Annotated in this window: 20 protein-coding genes; 11 read left to right on the top strand and 9 right to left on the bottom strand. The window is 59.8% G+C overall.

What is annotated here, in order from left to right:
* Positions 1-16 precede the first annotated feature (16 nt).
* The gene (locus tag R6X40_RS19625; RefSeq protein WP_318415491.1) at positions 17-874 is read left to right on the top strand and encodes a transporter substrate-binding domain-containing protein; all 858 of its coding nucleotides are present in this window, start codon (positions 17-19) and stop codon (positions 872-874) included.
* Between the two features lie 75 nt (positions 875-949).
* Here R6X40_RS19625 and R6X40_RS19620 read toward each other — a convergent pair whose 3' ends face one another.
* Entirely contained in the window at positions 950-1,156 is a 207-nt protein-coding gene (locus tag R6X40_RS19620; protein ID WP_318415490.1) for a hypothetical protein, read from the bottom strand.
* Between the two features lie 149 nt (positions 1,157-1,305).
* Between R6X40_RS19620 and R6X40_RS19615 the strand changes: the two genes are divergently transcribed.
* The 5 genes from R6X40_RS19615 (at position 1,306) to R6X40_RS19595 (ending at position 6,362) form a co-directional block, all read left to right on the top strand.
* A complete protein-coding gene (locus tag R6X40_RS19615; protein ID WP_318415489.1) occupies positions 1,306-1,590 on the top strand; it encodes an acylphosphatase in 285 nt (94 codons plus the stop codon).
* Between the two features lie 229 nt (positions 1,591-1,819).
* Positions 1,820-2,071 carry a helix-turn-helix transcriptional regulator gene (locus R6X40_RS19610; protein ID WP_318415488.1) on the top strand — a complete coding sequence of 84 codons (252 nt, stop codon included), beginning with the start codon at positions 1,820-1,822 and terminating at the stop codon, positions 2,069-2,071.
* Between the two features lie 411 nt (positions 2,072-2,482).
* Entirely contained in the window at positions 2,483-3,496 is a 1,014-nt protein-coding gene (locus R6X40_RS19605; protein ID WP_412178421.1) for an ABC transporter ATP-binding protein, read from the top strand.
* A 119-nt stretch (positions 3,497-3,615) separates the two neighbouring features.
* Positions 3,616-4,638 (top strand): Fe(3+) ABC transporter substrate-binding protein, encoded by a 1,023-nt coding sequence (locus R6X40_RS19600; RefSeq protein ID WP_318415486.1) that lies wholly within the window; start codon positions 3,616-3,618, stop codon positions 4,636-4,638.
* Between the two features lie 65 nt (positions 4,639-4,703).
* Positions 4,704-6,362 carry an ABC transporter permease gene (locus R6X40_RS19595; protein WP_412178420.1) on the top strand — a complete coding sequence of 553 codons (1,659 nt, stop codon included), beginning with the start codon at positions 4,704-4,706 and terminating at the stop codon, positions 6,360-6,362.
* A 78-nt stretch (positions 6,363-6,440) separates the two neighbouring features.
* Here the strand turns inward: R6X40_RS19595 and R6X40_RS19590 are convergent, their stop codons facing one another.
* From R6X40_RS19590 to R6X40_RS19580, 3 genes are read right to left on the bottom strand one after another with little or no spacing between them, the layout of a single operon-like run.
* A complete protein-coding gene (locus R6X40_RS19590) occupies positions 6,441-7,406 on the bottom strand; it encodes an ornithine cyclodeaminase family protein (protein WP_318415485.1) in 966 nt (321 codons plus the stop codon).
* Positions 7,403-8,020, bottom strand: a complete 618-nt coding sequence (locus R6X40_RS19585; RefSeq protein WP_318415484.1) for a transcriptional regulator — start codon at positions 8,018-8,020, stop codon at positions 7,403-7,405. Before R6X40_RS19585 ends, R6X40_RS19590 begins: the two co-directional genes overlap by 4 nt.
* Before the next feature lie 10 nt (positions 8,021-8,030).
* On the bottom strand, positions 8,031-9,137 hold the full coding sequence (locus R6X40_RS19580; RefSeq protein ID WP_318415483.1) for an aminotransferase class I/II-fold pyridoxal phosphate-dependent enzyme: 1,107 nt from the start codon (positions 9,135-9,137) through the stop codon (positions 8,031-8,033).
* A 409-nt stretch (positions 9,138-9,546) separates the two neighbouring features.
* Between R6X40_RS19580 and R6X40_RS19575 the strand changes: the two genes are divergently transcribed.
* Both R6X40_RS19575 and R6X40_RS19570 read left to right on the top strand, forming a co-directional pair.
* Complete coding sequence (locus R6X40_RS19575) at positions 9,547-11,073, top strand: ABC-F family ATP-binding cassette domain-containing protein (RefSeq protein WP_318415481.1); 1,527 nt, start codon at positions 9,547-9,549, stop codon at positions 11,071-11,073.
* Positions 11,074-11,231: 158 nt separating this feature from the next.
* Entirely contained in the window at positions 11,232-12,338 is a 1,107-nt protein-coding gene (locus R6X40_RS19570) for an HPP family protein (RefSeq protein ID WP_318415480.1), read from the top strand.
* A 57-nt stretch (positions 12,339-12,395) separates the two neighbouring features.
* On the opposite strand, the gene R6X40_RS19565 is transcribed toward R6X40_RS19570, so the two are convergent.
* From R6X40_RS19565 to R6X40_RS19550, 4 genes are all read right to left on the bottom strand, one after another.
* Entirely contained in the window at positions 12,396-13,193 is a 798-nt protein-coding gene (locus R6X40_RS19565; RefSeq protein ID WP_318415479.1) for an inositol monophosphatase family protein, read from the bottom strand.
* A gap of 29 nt (positions 13,194-13,222) precedes the next feature.
* Positions 13,223-14,284 carry an ABC transporter ATP-binding protein gene (locus R6X40_RS19560; RefSeq protein ID WP_318415478.1) on the bottom strand — a complete coding sequence of 354 codons (1,062 nt, stop codon included), beginning with the start codon at positions 14,282-14,284 and terminating at the stop codon, positions 13,223-13,225.
* A complete protein-coding gene (locus R6X40_RS19555) occupies positions 14,281-16,512 on the bottom strand; it encodes an iron ABC transporter permease (protein WP_318415477.1) in 2,232 nt (743 codons plus the stop codon). The genes R6X40_RS19560 and R6X40_RS19555 overlap by 4 nt, the downstream gene beginning before the upstream one ends.
* Positions 16,513-16,662: 150 nt before the next feature.
* Positions 16,663-17,694 carry an ABC transporter substrate-binding protein gene (locus R6X40_RS19550; RefSeq protein WP_318415476.1) on the bottom strand — a complete coding sequence of 344 codons (1,032 nt, stop codon included), beginning with the start codon at positions 17,692-17,694 and terminating at the stop codon, positions 16,663-16,665.
* 184 nt (positions 17,695-17,878) lie between these two features.
* Here R6X40_RS19550 and R6X40_RS19545 point away from each other — a divergent pair, with 184 nt between their 5' ends.
* On the top strand, positions 17,879-18,883 hold the full coding sequence (locus R6X40_RS19545; protein ID WP_318415475.1) for a substrate-binding domain-containing protein: 1,005 nt from the start codon (positions 17,879-17,881) through the stop codon (positions 18,881-18,883).
* A complete protein-coding gene (locus tag R6X40_RS19540; protein WP_412178426.1) occupies positions 18,880-19,398 on the top strand; it encodes an NUDIX hydrolase in 519 nt (172 codons plus the stop codon). The genes R6X40_RS19545 and R6X40_RS19540 overlap by 4 nt, the downstream gene beginning before the upstream one ends.
* A 66-nt stretch (positions 19,399-19,464) precedes the next feature.
* Here R6X40_RS19540 and R6X40_RS19535 read toward each other — a convergent pair whose 3' ends face one another.
* Entirely contained in the window at positions 19,465-19,635 is a 171-nt protein-coding gene (locus tag R6X40_RS19535) for a hypothetical protein (RefSeq protein ID WP_318415473.1), read from the bottom strand.
* Between the two features lie 320 nt (positions 19,636-19,955).
* On the opposite strand from R6X40_RS19535, the gene R6X40_RS19530 reads away from it, so the two are divergent.
* Positions 19,956-20,102, top strand: coding sequence for a DUF1127 domain-containing protein (locus tag R6X40_RS19530; RefSeq protein WP_113243755.1), 147 nt, complete (start codon positions 19,956-19,958; stop codon positions 20,100-20,102).
* Positions 20,103-20,182 lie beyond the last annotated feature (80 nt).

The following is a 20,182-nucleotide window of genomic DNA, read 5'->3' as shown; positions in this document are numbered from 1 at the left end:
AAAGGGGAATGCAACAATGAAAACCATCAGATCAATCTTCAAGGCGGCCTGTTTTTCGGCGCTGATGCTTGCATCGGCCGGCGCGCACGCTGAAGAGAAGAAATGGACACATGTGACCATCGCGACCGAAGGTGCCTTCAAGCCCTACAACTTCACCAAGCCGGACGGTACGCTCGATGGCTACGAGATCGAGCTGACAAAATATCTCTGCGATCACATGAAAGTGGAGTGCGAGGTCGTCGTCCAGAATTTCGACGGCATGATCCCGGCGCTGAATGCCGGCAAATTCGATGCGATCATCTCCGGCATGTCGGCGACCGAAAAGCGCGAAAAGGTCATCGACTTCAGCAATTCCTATGGCTCGACCGGTCAGGCTTTCGCAACGCTGAAATCCAGCCCGCTTGCCGCTCTGCCATCAAAGGGTGAAGTCTTCTCGCTTGCCTCCAACGAAGCGGGCGCCATGAGTATCCTAGAAACGATCAAGCCGCAGCTTCAGGGCAAGATCATCGGCGTACAGATCGCTTCGACCGGCGCTTCCTTTGTCGACAAATATCTCAAGGGCGTGGTCGAAGTTCGTGAATACAAAACCACGGAAGAGCACGATCTCGATCTGGCTGCCGGCCGCGTCGATCTCGTCATGGCATCCATGGCGTACCTGATGACGGCATCGGAAAAGCCCGGCAATGAGGACATGACGACGACCGGTCCGCGCTTCCAGGGCGGCTTCCTTGGGCGTGGAAGCTCCGTTGGCCTGCGCAAGACCGACCCGGAACTCAAGGTCATGTTCAACGCCGCAATCGAAGCCGCCAAGGCAGATGGCACGATCAAGACATTGTCGGAGAAATGGTTCGGCTTCGACGTCACCCCGCTCTAAGGCGTAGCCGTCCAGTCCGGAGAGCCGGGCAATATCGATATCGGTTCGGCGGGCTGTGATGCCCGCCGGACTTTTTTATTCGGCCATCAGGCCATCGAAGACCTCAAGCATTGCATCTGCGATGGCTTTGCCGAGTGCAGCACCGTTTTCCTGGAGAGCGGCCTCGTTCATATCGCGGGCCGCTAACGCCAGTGCCGCGCCTTCGGCCATGACGATTTCCTGCGCCCGCTGGATTGCCCAAAGAGCAAAATCGCTTCTGCCATTGATTTCCACGGTGTCCATATCGATTTCCATTGTTACCATCGTGTCGGGAGCTTGGTGTTTCAGCCAAGGTAAGACCTTCCCATAGCAGGGGAAGGTCCATTGGAAAACTCGCTTGCAATCTTACCCGTCCGCTCCAGATTGTTGTGACTGCAATTAATGGAGACGTCATGACGGATGAAGCCAAAGCGGTATTGGTTCGCATAACCGGGCGTGTCCAGGGCGTTGGTTTCCGCTACTGGATGCGAGGTCAGGCGCAAAAGCTCGGCTTGTCCGGTTGGGTCCGTAACGAAACCGATGGGGCGGTGGCGGCCTTGATCTGCGGACCTGCTGCAGCTGTGAGCACCATGCTGGAACGCTGTTGGATCGGCCCTCTTGCCGCATCTGTTGCCGAGGTCGTGACGGAATCAGCGGCTTCTGACGCTGTGCTGCCGGGATTTCGCATCACGAAATAGCCCAGCTGCTATCCATGAGGAAATTGTCACATACTATTGCTTTGATTGGTCTTTTTAAGATCGACCGCGTGCGAATCGAAACCTTACTGCGGGCTCACCTAGCGGACGCAGCAATATTTGCTTGTCGATGCCGCACTGCAGCAATAAAAGGAGGTCGTATTTTGCGGTCAGGCATAACACGGGGAACGATAAACACAGACGTTCGATACATGAACAACAGGAGACTTCCATGTCTATTGCAGTCAACACCTTCGACAATCTTGGCCTCGGCGCCGTTTCCGGCGGAACCGTTGCTTCCCGGGTCAAGACCTATCGCGAATCTGCTGGTTACAGCATTGAAGACCTCGCCGTGACCTGCGGACTGGCGAATTTTGAGATTTCGGCCATTGAAGATGGCAGCGATACCGATCCGGCCAAGTTGAGAAGAATTGCCGCAGCGCTGCAGGTTTCCGTATCCGCCCTGCTGGGCACCGAGGTTTAAGCCGGTTGCCAATTCCCCTCGGTTTTACGATGGGGCCTTAGCCAGCCGAGCTTCCGACGCCGATCCGGGTGTGTTGCCTTTTCAGGAACCGCCCGCACCGCCGGTCCTCAGCAGAAACCCGAAAACTCCCTCATTTCTCAGAACGAACAGCATCAACCGGCGGCTTGCCAGCAGGCGCCGCTGAGCATCCTTGTTCGTTTCGACGGTGAGAACGTATCGGTTGCCACTGGGCCAAGACCCGATCGGCAAGCCTGGCACCTGATTGTCTTTTCCGCGAAATATACTGATAAACAGGTCGAACGCTGAGTCGTGCACCTGCCGCCTGCCGAGGCTCGCTTTCGGCTGCGTAAAGAGGAACTGGATAGAATTTTGACGCCGCACGCCCGGGATCGGACGCTTGAACTCCACAATGTGAGCCGCAGATTTGGCGCGACCATTGCGCTCGATAACGTGTCTCTGACGATTGCGTCTGGCGAAATCATCTGCCTCGTCGGCCAGTCAGGCTGCGGAAAGTCGACATTGCTGCGCATGATCGCCGGGGTCGATAGTGTCGATGGCGGCCGGATCTTGCTGAGCGGGGAAGAGGTCTCCGGCCCGTCACGTTTCGTGGAGCCGGAAGACCGGAAAATCGGCTTCGTGTTCCAGGATTATGCGCTGTTTCCGCATCTGAGTGTCGAGCAGAATATCCTGTTTGGCCTGAAGCGCCGCCCGAAACAGGAGGCTCTTGCCAGAACGGCCGCTGTCATCGCCCATATCGGCATCGACCATCTCAAGGGGCGTTATCCGCATATGCTGTCGGGTGGAGAGCAGCAGCGTGTGGCTCTTGCCCGCGCCTTGGCTCCGCAACCGGATATTCTGCTGATGGACGAACCGTTCTCCAATCTCGACCGGGGACTGAGGGAAAAGGTTCGCGACGAAACGCTGTCGCTTCTGAGAGGCCTTGGCACGACGGTGATCATGGTCACGCACGACCCGGAGGAGGCGCTTTCGGCCGGCGACAGGGTCGTGTTGATGAAGGCTGGCCGCATTGTACAGGCCGGATCGGGATATGATCTGCACGATCGCCCGTTATCTCCCTATGCAGCGGAATTTTTCTGCGCCTTCAACAAAGTGCCCGGCATATATCGCAACGGATATGTGGAAACGGCGATAGGCCAGTTCGCACAGGCGCTCGATATCGGCGAGGGCAGTCCGGCAACGCTTTATATCCGTCCACAGGGGATTTCGGTGTCGGATAATGCCGGTGACATTTCAGGCCGGGTAGATCGCCGCATTTTCCTCGGTGAGGTCGAGCAGCTCGCGATTACCGTTGATAGTCTGGAGCAGCCGCTGAAAGTACGGACAATGCATCGCCTGGAACCGGGTGCTAAGACGGTCGGGCTGACTGTTTTGCCGGGTAGCTGGCTGGTGTTTCCCGGCGTGTGAGGTTCGCAGTTCAGCGCCTCAGAATAGAGCAATCGTTTACGGTAAAGTCTCCTGCATAAACTTGACTGTTCTACTCAGTTAATGTTCGACCGAGCGGCACAGTTCACTTGGAGGCATTCATGAAAACGTCCAACATCGCAAAATCAACATTGTTCACGGCTTCATTGCTCCTGAGCACGAGCGCTGTCTCGGCTGCAGAACTCAACATCTACACAACCCGCGAGCCAGGCCTCATTCAGCCCCTGCTCGATTCCTTCACCGCTTCGACCGGCACCAAGGTCAACACGGTCTTCATGAAGGACGGTTTGGCTGAACGGGTCGCGACCGAAGGTGCCAGCTCGCCGGCCGACATCCTGATGACTGTCGATGCCGGCAACCTGATCGATCTCGTTGAAAAGGGCATCACGCAGCCAGTCGAATCCACTGTTCTGACGGAATCGATCCCCGCGCAGCTGCGCGATGAAAAGGGCCATTGGTTTGCGCTGTCGATGCGAGCCCGTGTCATCTATGCCGCCAAGGATCTCGATCTGACGGCCTTCAACTACGAAGATCTGGCCGATCCGAAATGGAAGGGCAAGATTTGCATTCGCTCCGGCCAGCATCCCTACAACACGGCCCTGTTTGCCGACCACATCGCCCATTACGGCGCTGAAGCCACCGAAAAATGGTTGACAGGTCTCAAGGACAACCTTGCCCGCAAGGCAGCCGGTGGCGACCGTGACGGTGCCAAGGACATTCTCGGCGGCATTTGCGATATCGCCATCGCCAATTCCTACTATGTCGGCCTGATGCGTTCCGGCAAGGGTGGCGAAGAGCAGGTTACCTGGGGCGATGCCATCAAGGTCGTCCTTCCGACGTTCAAGGACGGCGGTACGCAGGTCAATGTCAGCGGCGCGGCTGTCGCCAAGAATGCGCCGAACAAGGCCGAAGCTGTCAAGCTCCTGGAATATCTCGTCTCCGACGAAGCCCAGAAGATCTACGCGGAAGCCAACTTCGAATACCCGGTCAAGGCCGGTGCCGGAGCTGATCCGATCATCGCGTCGTTCGGCGAGTTGAAGATCGATCCGAAGCCGTTGACGGAAATCGTCAGCCATCGCAAGCAGGCCAGCGAGCTGGTCGACAAGGTCGGCTTCGACAACTAAAAGACGGCAGGCGCCCGCGTTACCGCGGGCGCCTTCTCTTTTGCCCAAAGGATGGATTTCAGCCGATGATCAGTGCTGCCCGAAGCTGGCCCAGAGGCCGTGCCGGAGCCCGCTGGTTGCTTGGCGCCGGCACAATCGCCTGTCTGGTGATGTTGCCGATTTTCGCACTGTTTCTGCAGGCCGCCCAGGGATCGGCGGGTCTGTGGTCGCATCTCGCCGCGACCGTCTTGCCCGTTGCCTTGGTGGATACCGCCATCCTTCTTTGTGGCGTCGGCCTGATCTCCGCCATTCTCGGAACATCCACAGCCTGGCTGGTCACGGCCTATGCCTTTCCCGGCCGCCGCGTGCTCGAATGGGCGCTGCTTCTGCCACTCGCAGTCCCCACCTATATCATCGCCTACGCCTATCTCGATATCCTGCATCCGATCGGATCGGTGCAAGGCGCAGTCCGCTGGTTGCTCGGTTACTCCAGCCCAAGGGAGTTCCGCCTTCCGGACGTGCGCTCGATGGCGGGCTGCATCCTGCTTTTAGGTTTCGTGCTCTATCCCTATGTCTATATTCCGACGCGGGCGATGTTCCTGACGCAGTCGGCCAGTCTGATCGATGCGTCGCGCACGCTTGGCATGTCGCGCCGCGCCGTCTTCTGGTACGTTGCGCTGCCGCTGGCGCGTCCGGCGGTCGCCGTCGGTGTCAGCCTCGCCTTGATGGAAACCCTCAACGATATCGGTGCCTCCGAATTCCTCGGCGTGCGGACCTTGACCGTCTCCATCTACACGACATGGATCACCCGTACCGACCTGCCGGGCGCGTCGCAGATTGCCCTGTCGCTTCTGATGGTGGTGGTGGCGCTAGTGGCCTTCGAAAAATGGGCGAGGGGCAAGCAACGCTACTCGACCGGCGCGCAGCGCAGCCGCGCCTTCGAACCGCGCCGCGTATCGGCTGGAAAAGGTCTGATGCTGTTTGTCGCCGGGCTCTTGCCGATCCTGATCGGCTTCGGAGCGCCCGCCATCTATCTTGTCACCGAGGCGTGGAAACGGATCGAATTCGCCGGCCTCTCGCCACGGTTCCTCAGCGAGGCATTCAACACCATGGTTCTGGCATCAGCGGCCACGATTATTACCGTCCTGTTCGGCTTGCTGGTGGCCTATGCCAGCCGTCTGCGGCCCGGGGCGGCGACCGCGTGGCTGCAGCGGCTTTCGACGCTCGGCTATGCCGCACCGGGCACGGTCGTTGCCATCGGCGTTCTGATCGTGCTTGCCACATTCGACGGTTTTATCGACCGCACGGCAATAGCATGGTTCGGCGTATCGACGGGCCTGCTGTTCATCGGTTCGGGCGCTGCGTTGCTCTACGCCTATACCGTCCGGTTCCTGGCCATCTCGGCGGGCGGCATCGATGCGGGGCTGGCGCGTATCCCGGTGTCCTTCGATCATGCCTCGCGCGTGCTGGGCCAATCGGCTGTTGGTACCTTCCGCCATGTTCATCTGCCGCTATCGAAGGCGGCGATTACGGCGGCTGGCCTGCTGGTGTTCGTGGACTGCGTCAAGGAACTGCCTGCCACCTTGCTGCTACGGCCGCTGAACGTCGAGACGTTCGCGACGCATCTCTACGGTGAGGCCGCAAGGGGCACCTATGAGGAGGCGTCCGTCGCGGCACTTGCGATCGTGGTCATCGGGATATTGCCAGTAATCCTGCTCTCGCGGATGGGGCAGGCCCGCCAGTAACGGCAATTGATACGACCTTCACGGCTTGCCGATGCCTGCGGCTCCGTCCCAAAAGGCCGTGCCCGATCATCTCGGTAATCAACGGGCTTGCGAACGCCTGTAGGCGTCGAGGACAGAGGTGGCAATGGCGATATCCTGAATTGCGATGCCTGTCAGGTCGGCAATGGTGATATCGCTGGAGTGGACGCGGCCCTTGGCTTTGCCACCCAGCACGGCTCCGAGTTCGGCGCAGTTTTCGGCTGAAATACCCTTAGTTCGGAATGCAGCGTAAAATTCGCCGTGATCCAGAGACTGCTCCAGACTGTCGCAGATGCGGTGATCCGCGCGAACAACGAGTGCAGTGTCGAGCTCCTGCTTGCCGGGCGCATCGGCGCCGATCGCAGTGATGTGTGTACCCGGCTGGATCCAGGCATCCTGGATCAAGGGTTGGCGCGAGGGTGTGGTTGTGATGATGATCTCGGCGTCCCGGCAGAGGCGTTCCAGATCGGAAGAGACGGTTACGTCGATGCCTTCGCTCGCAAGCACGCTTGCCGTCTCCTGCGCCTTATCCTGCGAACGCCCCCAGATGGTGAAAGTCAGCGGCGTTTCCGGCATGGCTTGCCGCAGGCAACGGACCTGCCAGCGCGCCTGAATGCCGGTTCCAACGATCGCCACCCGCCGTGCATCGGCGCGGCAAAGCGCCCGCGTGGCGATGGCGCCGCCAAGGCCTGTGCGCAAGTCGGTCAGAAACCCTTCGTCTAGCAAGATCGCTTCGAGAACGCCGGTTTCGGCGGAAAAGGCCAGCATCACGCCGCTTGATGTCGGCAGTCCGATCGCCGGATTGCCGTAGAACCCGGCGGCGACCTTGATCACGAATGTTGGATCGCCGGCGATATGACCGTATTTGATATGGCAATCGCCGTCATTTTCCGGAAAGACGAGATAGCCCACTGGCGGCATCGTCGCTCGGCCATCCGATGCGGCGATATAGGCCGCTTCGACGGCAGCGAGTGCACTGTCGAGATCGACCAAAGCTTCGATAGCTGATCGCGGCAGGATGATCATGCGTCCACCGATCGATCCTGATTGAGATATTTGTAGACCGTCGCGCGGCCCATGCCGAGAATGCGCGAGATATAGGCGGCGGAATTCTTACCGCCGAAAGCGCCATCGGCTGAGAGATCCTTCACCACTTGCTGCTTCTGTTCGCGGGTCAGGCCGGCGATGATCAACCCGCGCGAACCCGTCCAGTTCTGGATGTATTCGTTGATGCGCTCATGCCAGTCCTCCTTGAACAGGCTGGCCGGCTTGGCATGATCGATGGGGATCGAGGCGAAGGCGCTCAACGTCTGCATCACCGCATGGAAATGCGAAACGTCGGCATTGATGCACATCACCGCCGTCGGCCGCTCGTTGCTGTCGCGCAGGATGATGCTGATCGACTTGATCCGGCGGCCGTCCCAATTGACCTTTTCATACGGCCCGAGCAGCCGTTCTGTTGGGCGGAAATCGATCTCATGCAACAGCGAAGGTTCGCCGATCTCGCGCTTGGAAAAGTTTCCGGCAATGTGCGCGGCGGTCTCCGTTTCAAGGTCGTGCAGCACGACCTCGACGAACGGCTGGAACAGCTGGGCGACGCCGTCGCACACGGCCGCATAGGAGGCGAGTTCAGGGTTCATCCTCCGATCCTCAGCCTCTCATGAAGTCCGCGAGGCGTGCGAGCCCAGCTTCGAGATGATGCTTCTGCGCACCGATGCCGATGCGGATATAGCCGTCGAGGCCGTAGACATCGCCCGGCACCAGCATGACGCTCTTCTGCTCTCTCACCTGATCGACCAACAGCGACGAATTGATCTCGCGGTTGTAACGGACAAACGCCATGCCGCCGGCGCGGGGCGGCAGGTAGGAAAACAGGGTGTTGTGTGCCTCGATCCAGGATGTCAGCAAAGCCCGGTTTTCCCGCAGCAGATGGCGGCTGCGCGACAGGATTTCGGCGCGCTTGGCCGGCTGCAGCACAATATTGGCGATGTGTTCGCTGAGCGCGCCGGTGGTGATCGAGGTATAGTCCTTGCGCTGCCAGGTGCCGTAGATTTCCTTCGCGGGACCAACCAGCCAGCCGAGCCGCAGGCCCGGAAGCGCCATCGCCTTGGAAAGGCCGGCAGTAACCACGGCTTTTTCGTAGAGATCGGCAAAGCTGACGGACTCGTCCGTATCCAGCTCGGAACCCTTGTAGATTTCGTCGGCATGCAGGTAGACGCCGCGTTCGCGGGCGATATCAACGAGCGCGTCCATCGTTTCGCGTGGCAAAAGGCTGCCGGTCGGGTTGTTGGGATTGCACAGGCTGATCATCTTGGTTTTCGGCGTCACCGCGGCGCGGACTTCGTCCAGATCCGGCAGCCAGCCCAGTTCTTCGCGCAGCACGATCTCTTTGACGGTCACGCCGAGCGCCTTGGCCCAGCCGCGGATCTGCAGATAGTTCGGCACGAACAGCACCAGCTCGTCGCCGGGCTCCAGCAAGGTCATCACCAGGATGAAATTCGCTTCCGCCGAACCATTGGTGACCATGACGTTTTCACGGTCACGGCTCTTATAGAGCCGGGCGATCGTATCGCGCAGCTCGACGCCGCCATTGGTCCAGCCGTAGCCGAGTTCGACCTCATGCAGTCCCAGAAGCTGGTCCGGCGTCAGCAATTCCTTCAGCGAGTAGGGATGGACGCCGCTATCAGAGAGGTTGAACTCCACGAGGTTTTCGTAAAGCGACTGAATCCGTTCGAGCGTGAATTCCTCGATCTGCATAGCTGGCACCTCCATGTTGGCTGTGGCCGTTGTGTATCATGGGGAAATTGGACAATAAAGTATATAATGGAAAAATAGTCTATAGTGCGCGTCGTGCGAAGCGATTGCGAATCCCGAAACCGGATGTTATGAGTGCGGCCTATCGAGAAAGGAGGGCTGCGCAATGAATACATTTTTCCGGCACAATCGCCAGCGTGGCCCCGTCAACGCCCTGCAAATGCGTTTGCAGGGCTGACCAAAGTCCGTTTCTCTTAAAACCGTCTTCTGGTCTGCCCTTCGTGGCACTGCAGTATCGAGCCTCGTTGCTTGTGTTGTCTGCATTTTCCAATCCGCTGCGCGCGACGCATCACATCGATGATGGCTTGAGAGCCCTCGATGGATGGTTGTGCGGCAAGACCAGAGACAGATTATGACCCTTATCAACATCCGCAATCTCGGCATCGTGCTGGGCAGCCCGCTTTTCTCCAAGCTCAATATCGTCGTCAATGCTGGCGACCGCATCGGCCTCGTCGCCGCCAATGGCCGCGGAAAATCGACTCTGTTCCGCTGCATTTCAGGTGCGCTGGAGGCGAGCGAAGGCGAGATCACCAAGGCTCGCGGCCTGACTGTCGGCTATGTCGAGCAGAATGTCCCCGCGCGCCTGTCCGATCTGCCCTTCTATACGGCCGTACTGGACGCGCTGTCGGCCGACCAGCAGGAGAGTGATAGCTGGCGTGTCGACGTGGTGCTGGAGGAGCTCGATGTGCCGGAGGCCTTGCGGCAGAGGCCGCTGAAGCAATTGAGCGGCGGCTGGCAGCGGATCGCCATGCTGGCCCGCGTCTGGGTGACCGAGCCGGATGTTCTGATGCTCGACGAGCCGACCAACCATCTCGATCTCGGCAAGATCGCCATGCTTGAGGCGTGGTTGAATGCGCTGCCGCGCGATGTGCCTGTGATCATTGCCAGCCATGATCGCGCCTTCCTCGACACGGTCACCAACCGCACGCTCTTTCTTCGCGCCGAGCAATCGCAGATCTTTCCGTTGCCCTATTCGCGAGCGCGGATCGCGCTGGACGAGACTGATGCTGCCGACGAGCGCCGTTATCAGCGCGATATCAAGGTTGCCGATCAATTGCGCAAGCAGGCGGCCAAGCTCAACAATATCGGCATCAATTCCGGCAGCGATCTGCTGGTGATCAAGACCAAGCAGTTGAAGCAGCGTGCGGACAAGCTCGAAGACGCGGCCAAGCCGGCGCATCTGGAGCGCTCCGCCGGGGCGATCAGGCTTGCCAATCGCGGCACACATGCCAAGGTGCTGATCACGCTGGAGGACGCCGCGGTACAGACGCCGGATGGCACTCTGTTGTTCAGGACAGGAAAGCAGTTCGTCTGCCAGGGCGACCGGATCGTGCTGCTCGGCGCAAACGGCACTGGCAAGACCCGCCTGGTGTCGATGCTGCGCAATGCGATTGAACAGCCGGAGACGGCGCAGGAAGGCATCAAGGCGACGCCTTCGCTGGTTCTCGGCTATGGTGATCAGGCTTTGGCCGATCTCCGGGATAACGATACGCCGATGGGGACGATCATCCGCCGGTTCGAGATCGGCGATCAGCGGGCGCGGGCTTTGCTCGCCGGAGCCGGAATGAGCATCGAGCTTCAAGCCCGGACAGTTGGCCAACTGTCCGGTGGCCAGAAGGCTCGGCTCGGCATGCTTATCCTGCGGCTGACCAATCCGAACTTCTACCTGCTCGACGAGCCGACCAACCATCTGGATATCGATGGACAGGAGGCGCTGGAGGGTGAACTGATGGCGCATCAGGCCAGCTGCCTCTTCGTTTCGCATGACCGCAGTTTCGTGCGTGCGGTCGGCAACCGGTTCTGGTTGATCGACAGGAAGAAGCTGGTCGAGGTCGATAGTCCGGAAGGCTTCTTCGCCGAAGCCGCCAAACAGAACTAGGCGAAGGTGGACGGCCGGGCTTCCAGCCGTCCGCATGGTTCCTCAAGGCCTGCTGCCGTTTGACCGTTGCGCTTTGCGCATGATTTTCCTATAGCCGGGAAACGGGATGACGCGCGCGCCGGTCTCCCGATCCCGTCTTCGGCGTGTCCGGTTTCCCGATGCCTCATTCCAAAAAGCCAAAATCGGACGGCCGTTTTCGAATGTTTGCACCGATTCTGGCTGGCGCCACACTGCGCGAGCGGCTGATTGCGTGTGTCGGCGCACTGATCGGCATCGGCTTGACCGGCTTGATCAGCAGTTATCTGCTCGGGCAGGGGCCGCATCTGCCTTTGATCGTGGCACCGATGGGTGCGTCCGCCGTGCTGTTGTTTGCGGTCCCGACCAGTCCTTTGGCGCAGCCATGGTCGATCGTCGGCGGTAATACCATCTCGGCGCTGGTGGGCATCATCACCGCGTCTCTGATCCACGATCCGATCATTGCCTCCGGTGTCGGCGTCTCGCTCGCAATCGCTGCGATGTCGCTGACGCGCTGCCTTCATCCACCCGGTGGGGCTGCGGCTCTCACCGCCGTCCTCGGCGGGCCGGTCGTTGCCAGCTGGGGCCTGCTCTTTCCCTTTGTCCCGGTCGGCCTGAACTCCTGTATTCTGGTCATACTCGGCTTGCTGTTTCATAAGCTTGCCCGGCGCAACTATCCGCATGTTGCCGCTATAGCGAACGTGAACACGCACCAGACCGCAGACCTGCCTGCATCGCTACGCGTCGGTTTCCGCGAGGAGGATCTCGACGCAGCCCTTGCCGCGTTCGATGAAACCTTTGACATTGACAGGGGCGATCTCAGCCGTTTGCTGCAACAGGTCGAGCTTCAGGCAACCATCCGCGCGCATGGCGATATCCGCTGCGCTGACATCATGTCCCGTGACGTCATCTCCATCGACGCCAGTGCCGATCCGGCCGAGGCGCGAGAGCTGCTTTTGAAGCACAACGTCCGGACGCTACCGGTGACGGATGAGAATGGCCGTTTAAGCGGGACGGTTGGGTTGCGGGAACTTTCGAAGGCAGCCGATCGCATCGGCGACCTCCTGTCGAAGGCAGCTATCGCTTCGGACAGCGATCCGGCATTTTCGCTGTTGCCGGTCCTGACCGACGGGCATGCCCATGCCGTCATCATTGTTGATAGCGAGCGTCAAATTCTTGGACTGATCTCCCAGACCGATCTTTTGAGCGCTGCGGCACGCGCCTTGCCAGGCAGCCAAATCGGCGTGTGAAGACACCTGCCGGCATCAATGGGGCCCCGCCGGCTGGAGCGGCCCCATTTCCAATTTTCAGAGACCGGCGATTTTCATCAGGTCGTCTCGTGCGCCAGGCGCCGTTGCCAACACTGGCGAACCCTTGGTCAGTTGTTCTCCCTCGACAGGGAAGGGGTGATACCAGCCACCGGCTTCCTTGACGAGGCAATAGCCGGCAAGGCAGTCCCAGGCGTGCATATAGGGTTCATAGTAACCGACCAGCCGGCCGGCGGCGACATAGGCGAGCATCAGCGCGCCGGAGCCGTTGCGGATGAAATTGCCACCTGCCGTCAAAAGGTCCTCGACCATTTTGCCGACAAAGGCCGGCGTCACATGACTGTTGGCGCCAAGGCCGGTGACCGCGTTGCGGATGGTGCGGGAGGGGTCGAGGGTCAGCACCCGGCCGTTGAGCGTCGCGCCCTTGCCGGAGGCGCCGGCATAGAGCTCGTCGGCACAGGGCGCGTAGATAACGCCTATCACCGGTTCGGTGTTATGCAGCACCGCGATGGAAACGCACCAGCTCGGCATGCCGTTGACGAAAGGGCTGGTGCCGTCGATCGGGTCGACTACCCAGGTATAGCCGGAATCGCCACTGGCAAGACCGTATTCCTCGCCCAGGAACCCGTCGCCCGGATGCGCTTCGGCAACGCGGGCGCGAATGATGGTCTCGACGTCTCGGTCTGCAATCGAGACGACGTCCTGTAGGTCGCGTTTGGTTTCGATCACAAGCGTTTCGCGCCTGTTGAAATAGTCGAGCGCAACAGCACCGGCTTCCTTGGCGATAGCCTGTGCCAACGCGAAACGCGCGTCGAGCCCGGAGATCTGCAATGTCATGAAATAGTCCTTCTTTAGTCCTGAACGGCTTAGCCGTTGATGATGGCGATGCCGCGTCCCTTGAAACCGATGGCGACTTCCGTCGATGGCGCCAAGGCACGCTCGACGGCCGGATCGACGACAAAAAGCCTGCCTGTGCTCGTCTCTACCTCGTATTCGACATGGTCGCCAAGATAGGCGGCATGGGTAATCTGACCGGGAAAGGCAGCGCCTGATGCCGGTTCGAGCGTAATCGAGTTCGGCCGGACGGCCAGCTTTGCCGGTCCGGGTCTGGCATTGCGGCTCGGTACGCGATGTTCGAGCGCACCGATACGGATCGTTGCATCGGCACCATCGACGCTGATGACATCGCAGGCCACAACATTTGCCTCGCCCATGAAATCGGCGATGAAGGCAGACGCCGGTGCCTCGTAGAGATCGCGGGGCGAACCTTCCTGCGCGATCACGCCGTCCTTCATGATGACGATGCGGTCAGAGACGGCGAGCGCCTCATCCTGATCATGGGTGACGTAGACGGCGGTAAAGCCGAGGCGCTGCTGCAGATCGCGGATTTCGGTGCGCACCTGGCGGCGCAGCCGGGCGTCGAGGTTGGAGAGCGGTTCGTCGAGCAACAGGACCTGCGGTTCGAGTACGAGGGCGCGGGCAACGGCGACGCGCTGCTGCTGGCCACCGGACAGCTCGGCCGGGAGCCGCCCGCCCATGCCGCCGAGACCGACCAGCTTCAGACCTTCCTCCGCCCGTTCGCGGGCTTCTTTCTTTTTGAGCCCCGAGGATTCCAGACCATAGGCAACATTGTCGAGCGAACTCATGTGCGGAAACAGCGCATAGGACTGGAACACCATCGAGACGTCGCGTTCATTGGCCGGCAGCATGGTCACGTCCTTGCCGCCGATGAGAATCCTGCCGGAGCTAGGATGTTCGAGGCCGGCCAGCATACGCAGCGTCGTGGTCTTGCCGCAGCCGGAGGGCCCAAGCAGCGTGACCAACTGGCCGGGTTCTATGGTCAGCGACAGGTCGTGAATGGCGGTAAAGGCGCCAAACTGCTTCTTGATATTCTGAAAGACGACCGAGCCGGAGCGGGGGGTAATCATACGGTTTTCTCCTGACCGAGGGAAAGGGAAGGGGCTGTGGTGACGCCAGCGACACGGTTTTCGCGCCGCAACCGGCGTTCTCCGACGAGAAACTGGAAGCCGGCGATAACGACGATCATCACCACGATCAGCATGGAGGAATAGGCGATTGCCACGCCATATTCGCCGTTTTCGACGAGGCCGACGATATAGGAGGTCGCCATGTTGTACTCGGCGCTGACGAGGAAGATGACGGCGCTGATCGAGGTGATGGCCCGCACAAAGGAATAGACCAAGGCTGCCGTGATCGCCGGGCGCAACAGCGGCAGGATGACCTTGCGGATCGTCCGGAAACTGGTGGCGCGCAGGGTGAGCGACGCTTCGTCGAGGCTCTTGTCGAGCTGGCTCATCGCCGCCACGCCGCCGCGCACGCCGACCGGCATGTTGCGGAAGACGAAGCAGGCAATCAGGATGAGTGCCGTACCGGTCATTTCCAGCGGCGGCAGGTTGAAGGCCATGATGTAGCTGATGCCGATGACTGTGCCGGGAATGGCAAAGCTCATCATCAAGGCGAATTCGAAGATATTGCGGCCGGCGAATCTCTGGCGAACGATGAGATAGGCCGTCAAAAGGCCAACAGCCGCGGTCAGCGGTGCCGAGATCAACGCGATCTCGATCGTCGTCCAGAAGGAATTCCAGGCCACACCGGTCCAGGCCAGCGCTCCATCGCGGACTTCAACAGAGAAGGCGCGGGCGTAATGTTCAAGGGTCAATGAGTTGTCCAGCCCCCAGGTCTTCACGAAGCCGCCGAACAGGATCATGCCGTAGATCACGACCGTGAAGATCATCCACGGGATGACCATGGCGTGCACGGCAATGGAAACCGGGCGCGGCAAGGCGATATGTGAACCGCTGTCACCCTTGCCGGTGACGGTGGCGAAATTCTTGCCAGCCAGCCAGTAGCGCTGGGCAAGGAATGCCGTCAGCGTGAAGCAGAGCAGGATGATAGCAAGCACGGCGGCGCGCGACGGGTCGTTCTGCGAGCCGACCACGGCAAAGAAGATTTCAGTCGAAAGAACGCCGTGGCTGCCGCCGAGCACCAGTGGATTGCCGAAGTCGGCCATACTTTCGATGAAGCCGATCAGGAACGCATTGGCGATGCCCGGTTTCATCAATGGCAGCGAAACGCGCCAGAAGGTGCGCCAGCGGTCGGCCCGGAGTGTCTGGGACGCCTCTTCCATCGACGGGCTGACACCTTCGACGACGCCGATAAGCACAAGGAAGGAGATCGGCGTGAAGGACAGGACCTGGGCAATCCAGATGCCGGTCAGGCCATAGAGCCAGCGGCCGGGTTCGATGCCGAAGAGGTCGGAAAGGCCGAGCGTGACGACGCCGGCGCGGCCAAAGAGCAGCGTCAGCGCAAGGCCAATGACGAAGGGCGGAGTGATGATCGGCAGCACCGTCAAAAGCCGCAGCCCCTTCTTGTAGGGGAACCGCGTGCGGGTAGCGACGAGAGCGAAGGCCAGGCCCATGATGGTTGAGCCGCCTGCTGTCATCAATGCCAGCCAAAGTGTGCGCCAGGCAACGCCACACCGTTCACCGCCGACCACGCAGCCGAGGCTCCAGATCGAGTTGTCCTGAATGTTGCGGGTAAAACCGTCGGGATTGAACGACCCGTCAAAATCCTGGAAGGCTCCGACGAGCATGCTGCCGACCGGATAGAACACGAAGATCGCCACGAGGAAAACCAGGATGGCGATCGAGGCGACGACAAAAGCATCGCCTTTCATCACGCCACGTTCGGCAAGGCCGAAGGAAAAGATCAGAACGAAGGCAAAGGCTGAGAGCACTGCACCCGCCCCCATGGACGGTTGCCCGTCGGCCAGTGCACCAAACAGCGTTTCGCTGATCGCCCAGGTCCAACCGGAAAAGCCGATCGCCAATCCCTGAAGTGTTAGGAAGAGGACGCCGACGGCCCCGGCGATGGCAAGCATCGTTCCGCGTTGCATCGGGTCGCGGAGAAACCGCGCCGCGACCGCAGTCGCCATGATCAGCGCTGCAAAGGTCAGCCACCAGCGGCCGTGACTGAGGATCTGCAGGATGCCGGGTGCGACCGAAGCCTCCGTTGGAAAGCCGGAAAACCAGCCAAATCCGAGAAACCCGCCCTCGATCCGGTACCACGGAACGAGAATGAACGCGGCGATCCCCAGTGCGAGGACAATATCCAGCCTACGGTTGCGATGGTCCATGACGATCCCCGCGCCTTTTTATGATGCAAAATATGGAGTTAGGAGTGGCCGGAGACCGCGCCGCAATCTGTGGAGGGTTGCGCGATCTCCGGCTGGGAGAAACTTGGGGGCGGGCCGTGGTAACGATAACCCCGGCCTGACCCGTTTCTCTTAGTTGGCGTTGGCGCTGATTTCGCGGTCCCAACGCTCAAGCAGTTCCTTGCGCTTGGCCGGATCGCCATAGGTCTTGAAGTCGTAGTCGATCAGCTTGATATCCTCGAAGCGCGGCGCTTCCTTCGGGATTTCGGCTGTCTTGTTGGACGGCAGCTGGAAGGATTTCGCATCCTTCATGCGCGACTGCACGTCTGGCTTCAATGCCCAGTCGTACCAGGTCTTGGCATTGTCGAGGTTCTTTGCACCCTTGACGATCGACATCGAGCCGATCTCGTAACCGGTACCTTCGCAAGGTGCGACCGACTTGATCGGGAAGCCTTCGGCCGTCTGTGCAACGGCATCATGCATGAAAACGATGCCGATTGCCGTTTCGCCGCGTGCAGCCGCTTTGACCGGGGCGGAGCCAGACTTTGTGTACTGCGAAACATTGGCGTTGAGCTTCTTCAGGTAGTCGTAGGCCTGATCTTCGCCCATGATCTGGACCAGCGAAGCGAGCGCCGTATAGGCGGTGCCGGACGAGTTCGGGTTGGCGATCTGGATTTCGCCCTTGAACGCAGGGTTCAGCAGGTCCGCCCAGCATTTCGGCTCGGTGAAGCCTTTGGTTTTGAAGATTTCGGTGTTGTAGCCCCAGCCAAGCGCACCGGCATAAATGCCGACCGTCTTGTAACCGGCGCTTTCCGCCTGTTTCTTGGCCCAATCCTGGAGCTGGTCGAGCATAGGCGACTTGTATTCCTGGGTCAGGTTTTCGGATGCCGCCTGCAGATGCGGATCGCCCGTTCCGCCCCACCAGATATCGGTCTTCGGGTTGCGTGCTTCGGCCCGGATCTTGGCATAGGTCTCGCCGGATGACAGGCGGACCATGTTGACCTTGATGTCGCTGTGCACCTTCTCGAAGTCACCCTTCATCTGCTCGCAGATGACCACATCGGCCGAGCAGATCAGGTTGAGATCGCCAGCGGCCTGGGCCGAAAAGGCTGAAAGTGTCGTCCCGGCGGCAAATGCTGCGGCGGCAATATATCGTGAACCCATGAAATTTCCTCCTGTTGAAGCGGCGCCTCCACGCCGGTCGCCTTTGCAAGCGTGTGCAAATGCTGCATGAGATGAAAACGCCTGTCAAACAAAATCTTCATAAAACTGTCACATTTCGATCGATCGAACGCTTGCACGCAATTGCAAAATTGTGCAGATTGCACGCAAGAGGATGGACTCCAACGTGTCACAAAAACTATTCGTCAGTGCCCAGGAAGTGGCGGAAAAGGCAGGGGTTTCGCGCTCTGCGGTTTCCCGTACGTTTACGTCGGGCGCCAGCGTTTCGCCGAAAACGCGGCAGAAGGTGCTCGATGCCGCCGAGGCGCTCGGCTACCACGTCAATCATCTGGCCCGTGGCCTCATGCGCAACGAAAGCGGCATCATCTGCCTGATCGTTTCGGAGATCGGCACGCCCTATCGCTCGGCGCTTTTACGCGCGCTAACACAGCAGTTGCAGAATTCCGGAAAGGTGGCGATGTTGATCAACACCGACCGGTCGGATGGCAGCGTCGATCTCGCTTTGCGGCAGGCGATCCGCTACCGTGCCGATGCCTCGGTCATCCTGTCCGGCCTACCGGACAAATCGATCACTGATCTCTGTCTCAAGAACGGCCAGCGGCTGGTGCTGATCAACCGGGATGACGACCGGGAAGGGCCGCTGAAGATCAATCTCGATGACGCGGATGCAGCGGCGCGCATTGCGACAGCGTTCGTGCGGGCCGGCTGCCGCAAGCTTGCCTTTGCCAATTCGCAGGCGGGAACACCAAGCCTGATGGCACGCGAGCACGGCTTCGTCGCTGCCGCCAAGGCGCTGGGTCTGGATGTGATTGTCGAACGGTTCGGCCATACGGGGTATGAAAGCGGCCGGGTCGTTGCCCAGCAGCTTCTGACCCGCAAGGATCGTCCGGACGCGGTGTTCTGTGCCACCGATCTCCTCGCATGTGGTTTCATGGATGCCGCCCGGCACCAGTTTTCAATGTCTGTTCCGGACCAGATTTGTGTCGCCGGGTTCGACGATATCGAACAGGCGTCCTGGTCATCCTACGGGCTGACGACATTCGCTCAGCCTGTGGACACCATTGCGCGCGAGGCGGTGTCGTGGCTGGTCGCAGAGACGGCGGAGCCCGAGAACGATACGGTGCGTCTGCATGCCGATCTGGTGTGGCGAACTTCGATCAGGGGCGGTTGACCCTCATGGGCAGCGCGCTGAAAAAATCGACGAAAAAACCCGCGACGTTTCTATCTGAACTCGCACCGTTTACCGGGACGTTGTTCAAGGAGCGAATGCGGGAGCAGTTCGCGGCGCTTTGCTATCGTGCCTGCGGGGATAGCGGCATATTCGAAGTTCTGTTGGTGACGAGCCGCGAAAGCGGACGCTGGATTATTCCCAAAGGCTGGCCGATGGCCGGCAAAAAGCCGCACGAGGTCGCCGCGATCGAAGCCTTCGAAGAGGCTGGCGTGCGCGGAAAGGCGAAGAAAAAGCCGTTCGGATATTTCACCTACTTAAAGATGTGCGACAACGGCCAGCGTGCGCCTTGTTGCGTTCAGGTCCACCTGCTGGATGTCCAAGAGAGTTGCGCGGTCTTTCGGGAGAAAGGCCTGCGGCTTAGCGAGTGGGTGTCTTGTGTCGAGGCAGCCCGTCGTGTGCGCGAGCCGGAGCTGAAGGGACTTTTCCTGTCGATGCACCGGGAAATCTTTCCATGACCGCACGCACATGTAGCTATCGCGCCGGGTAGCCGACGCGACCAAGTTCAAAGCGAATTGTCGGCGTTAGCCAAACCGTTCCATTTCAAAAATCGCAGGTGCAGTAGTGCCGTTCAGGCGGCTCGTTTTCGCAAGCCTGGAGTGATCTACCGTGGAATGATCTGTCACCGTCATAAACATCAGTAGGCCGGCGCCGACAACGAAGCCGAATGCGAGATAGGAAAACTTTGCGAGCATATCAATAACTCCTGTTTGCCTCATCCCTCGAACGCGGCGGGATGGGTAAAGTTCCGCTGAGGTGGAAAGAATCGTTTCCAGTGTTCGGCTATGCGATGCCATGGCTGCGGGCAGTGAACGCGATACCAATCCAGCTTCAAGACCACAGTCTGCCAGCGGGATTGCTCCGGTGGAAGTTGACCATGCAGCTAGTGCATGGGTGTCCTGAAGTATTGGCGCTGTTACTCCATAATCAGGAGGCTTATAAACGGCTCATCAAAACGACAACGGCGCCACTGAATGGCTGCCGGGCCCGGAAAGCCCTAGGAAAGGGGATTATCATGAACGTAGCACGCTCTTTCAACAATTGGCGCAAGTACCGTCAGACGGTCACCGAACTTGGCCGTATGACCTCGCGCGAACTGCGCGACCTCGGCATCGACCGTGCCGACATCCAGAGCATCGCCCGCGCCTCGGTCGCTCGCTAATCGCTTAAAAACAACGCCTCCAGCGAAATTTCCCGAAACGCCCGTTGCCTCGCAGCGGGCGTTTCTGCGTTGGATGCCAC

The organism is Rhizobium sp. PL01 (assembly GCF_033447125.1).
In the GTDB taxonomy this organism is placed as follows: domain Bacteria; phylum Pseudomonadota; class Alphaproteobacteria; order Rhizobiales; family Rhizobiaceae; genus Pararhizobium.
This window is presented reverse-complemented; position numbering and strand designations above follow the sequence as displayed.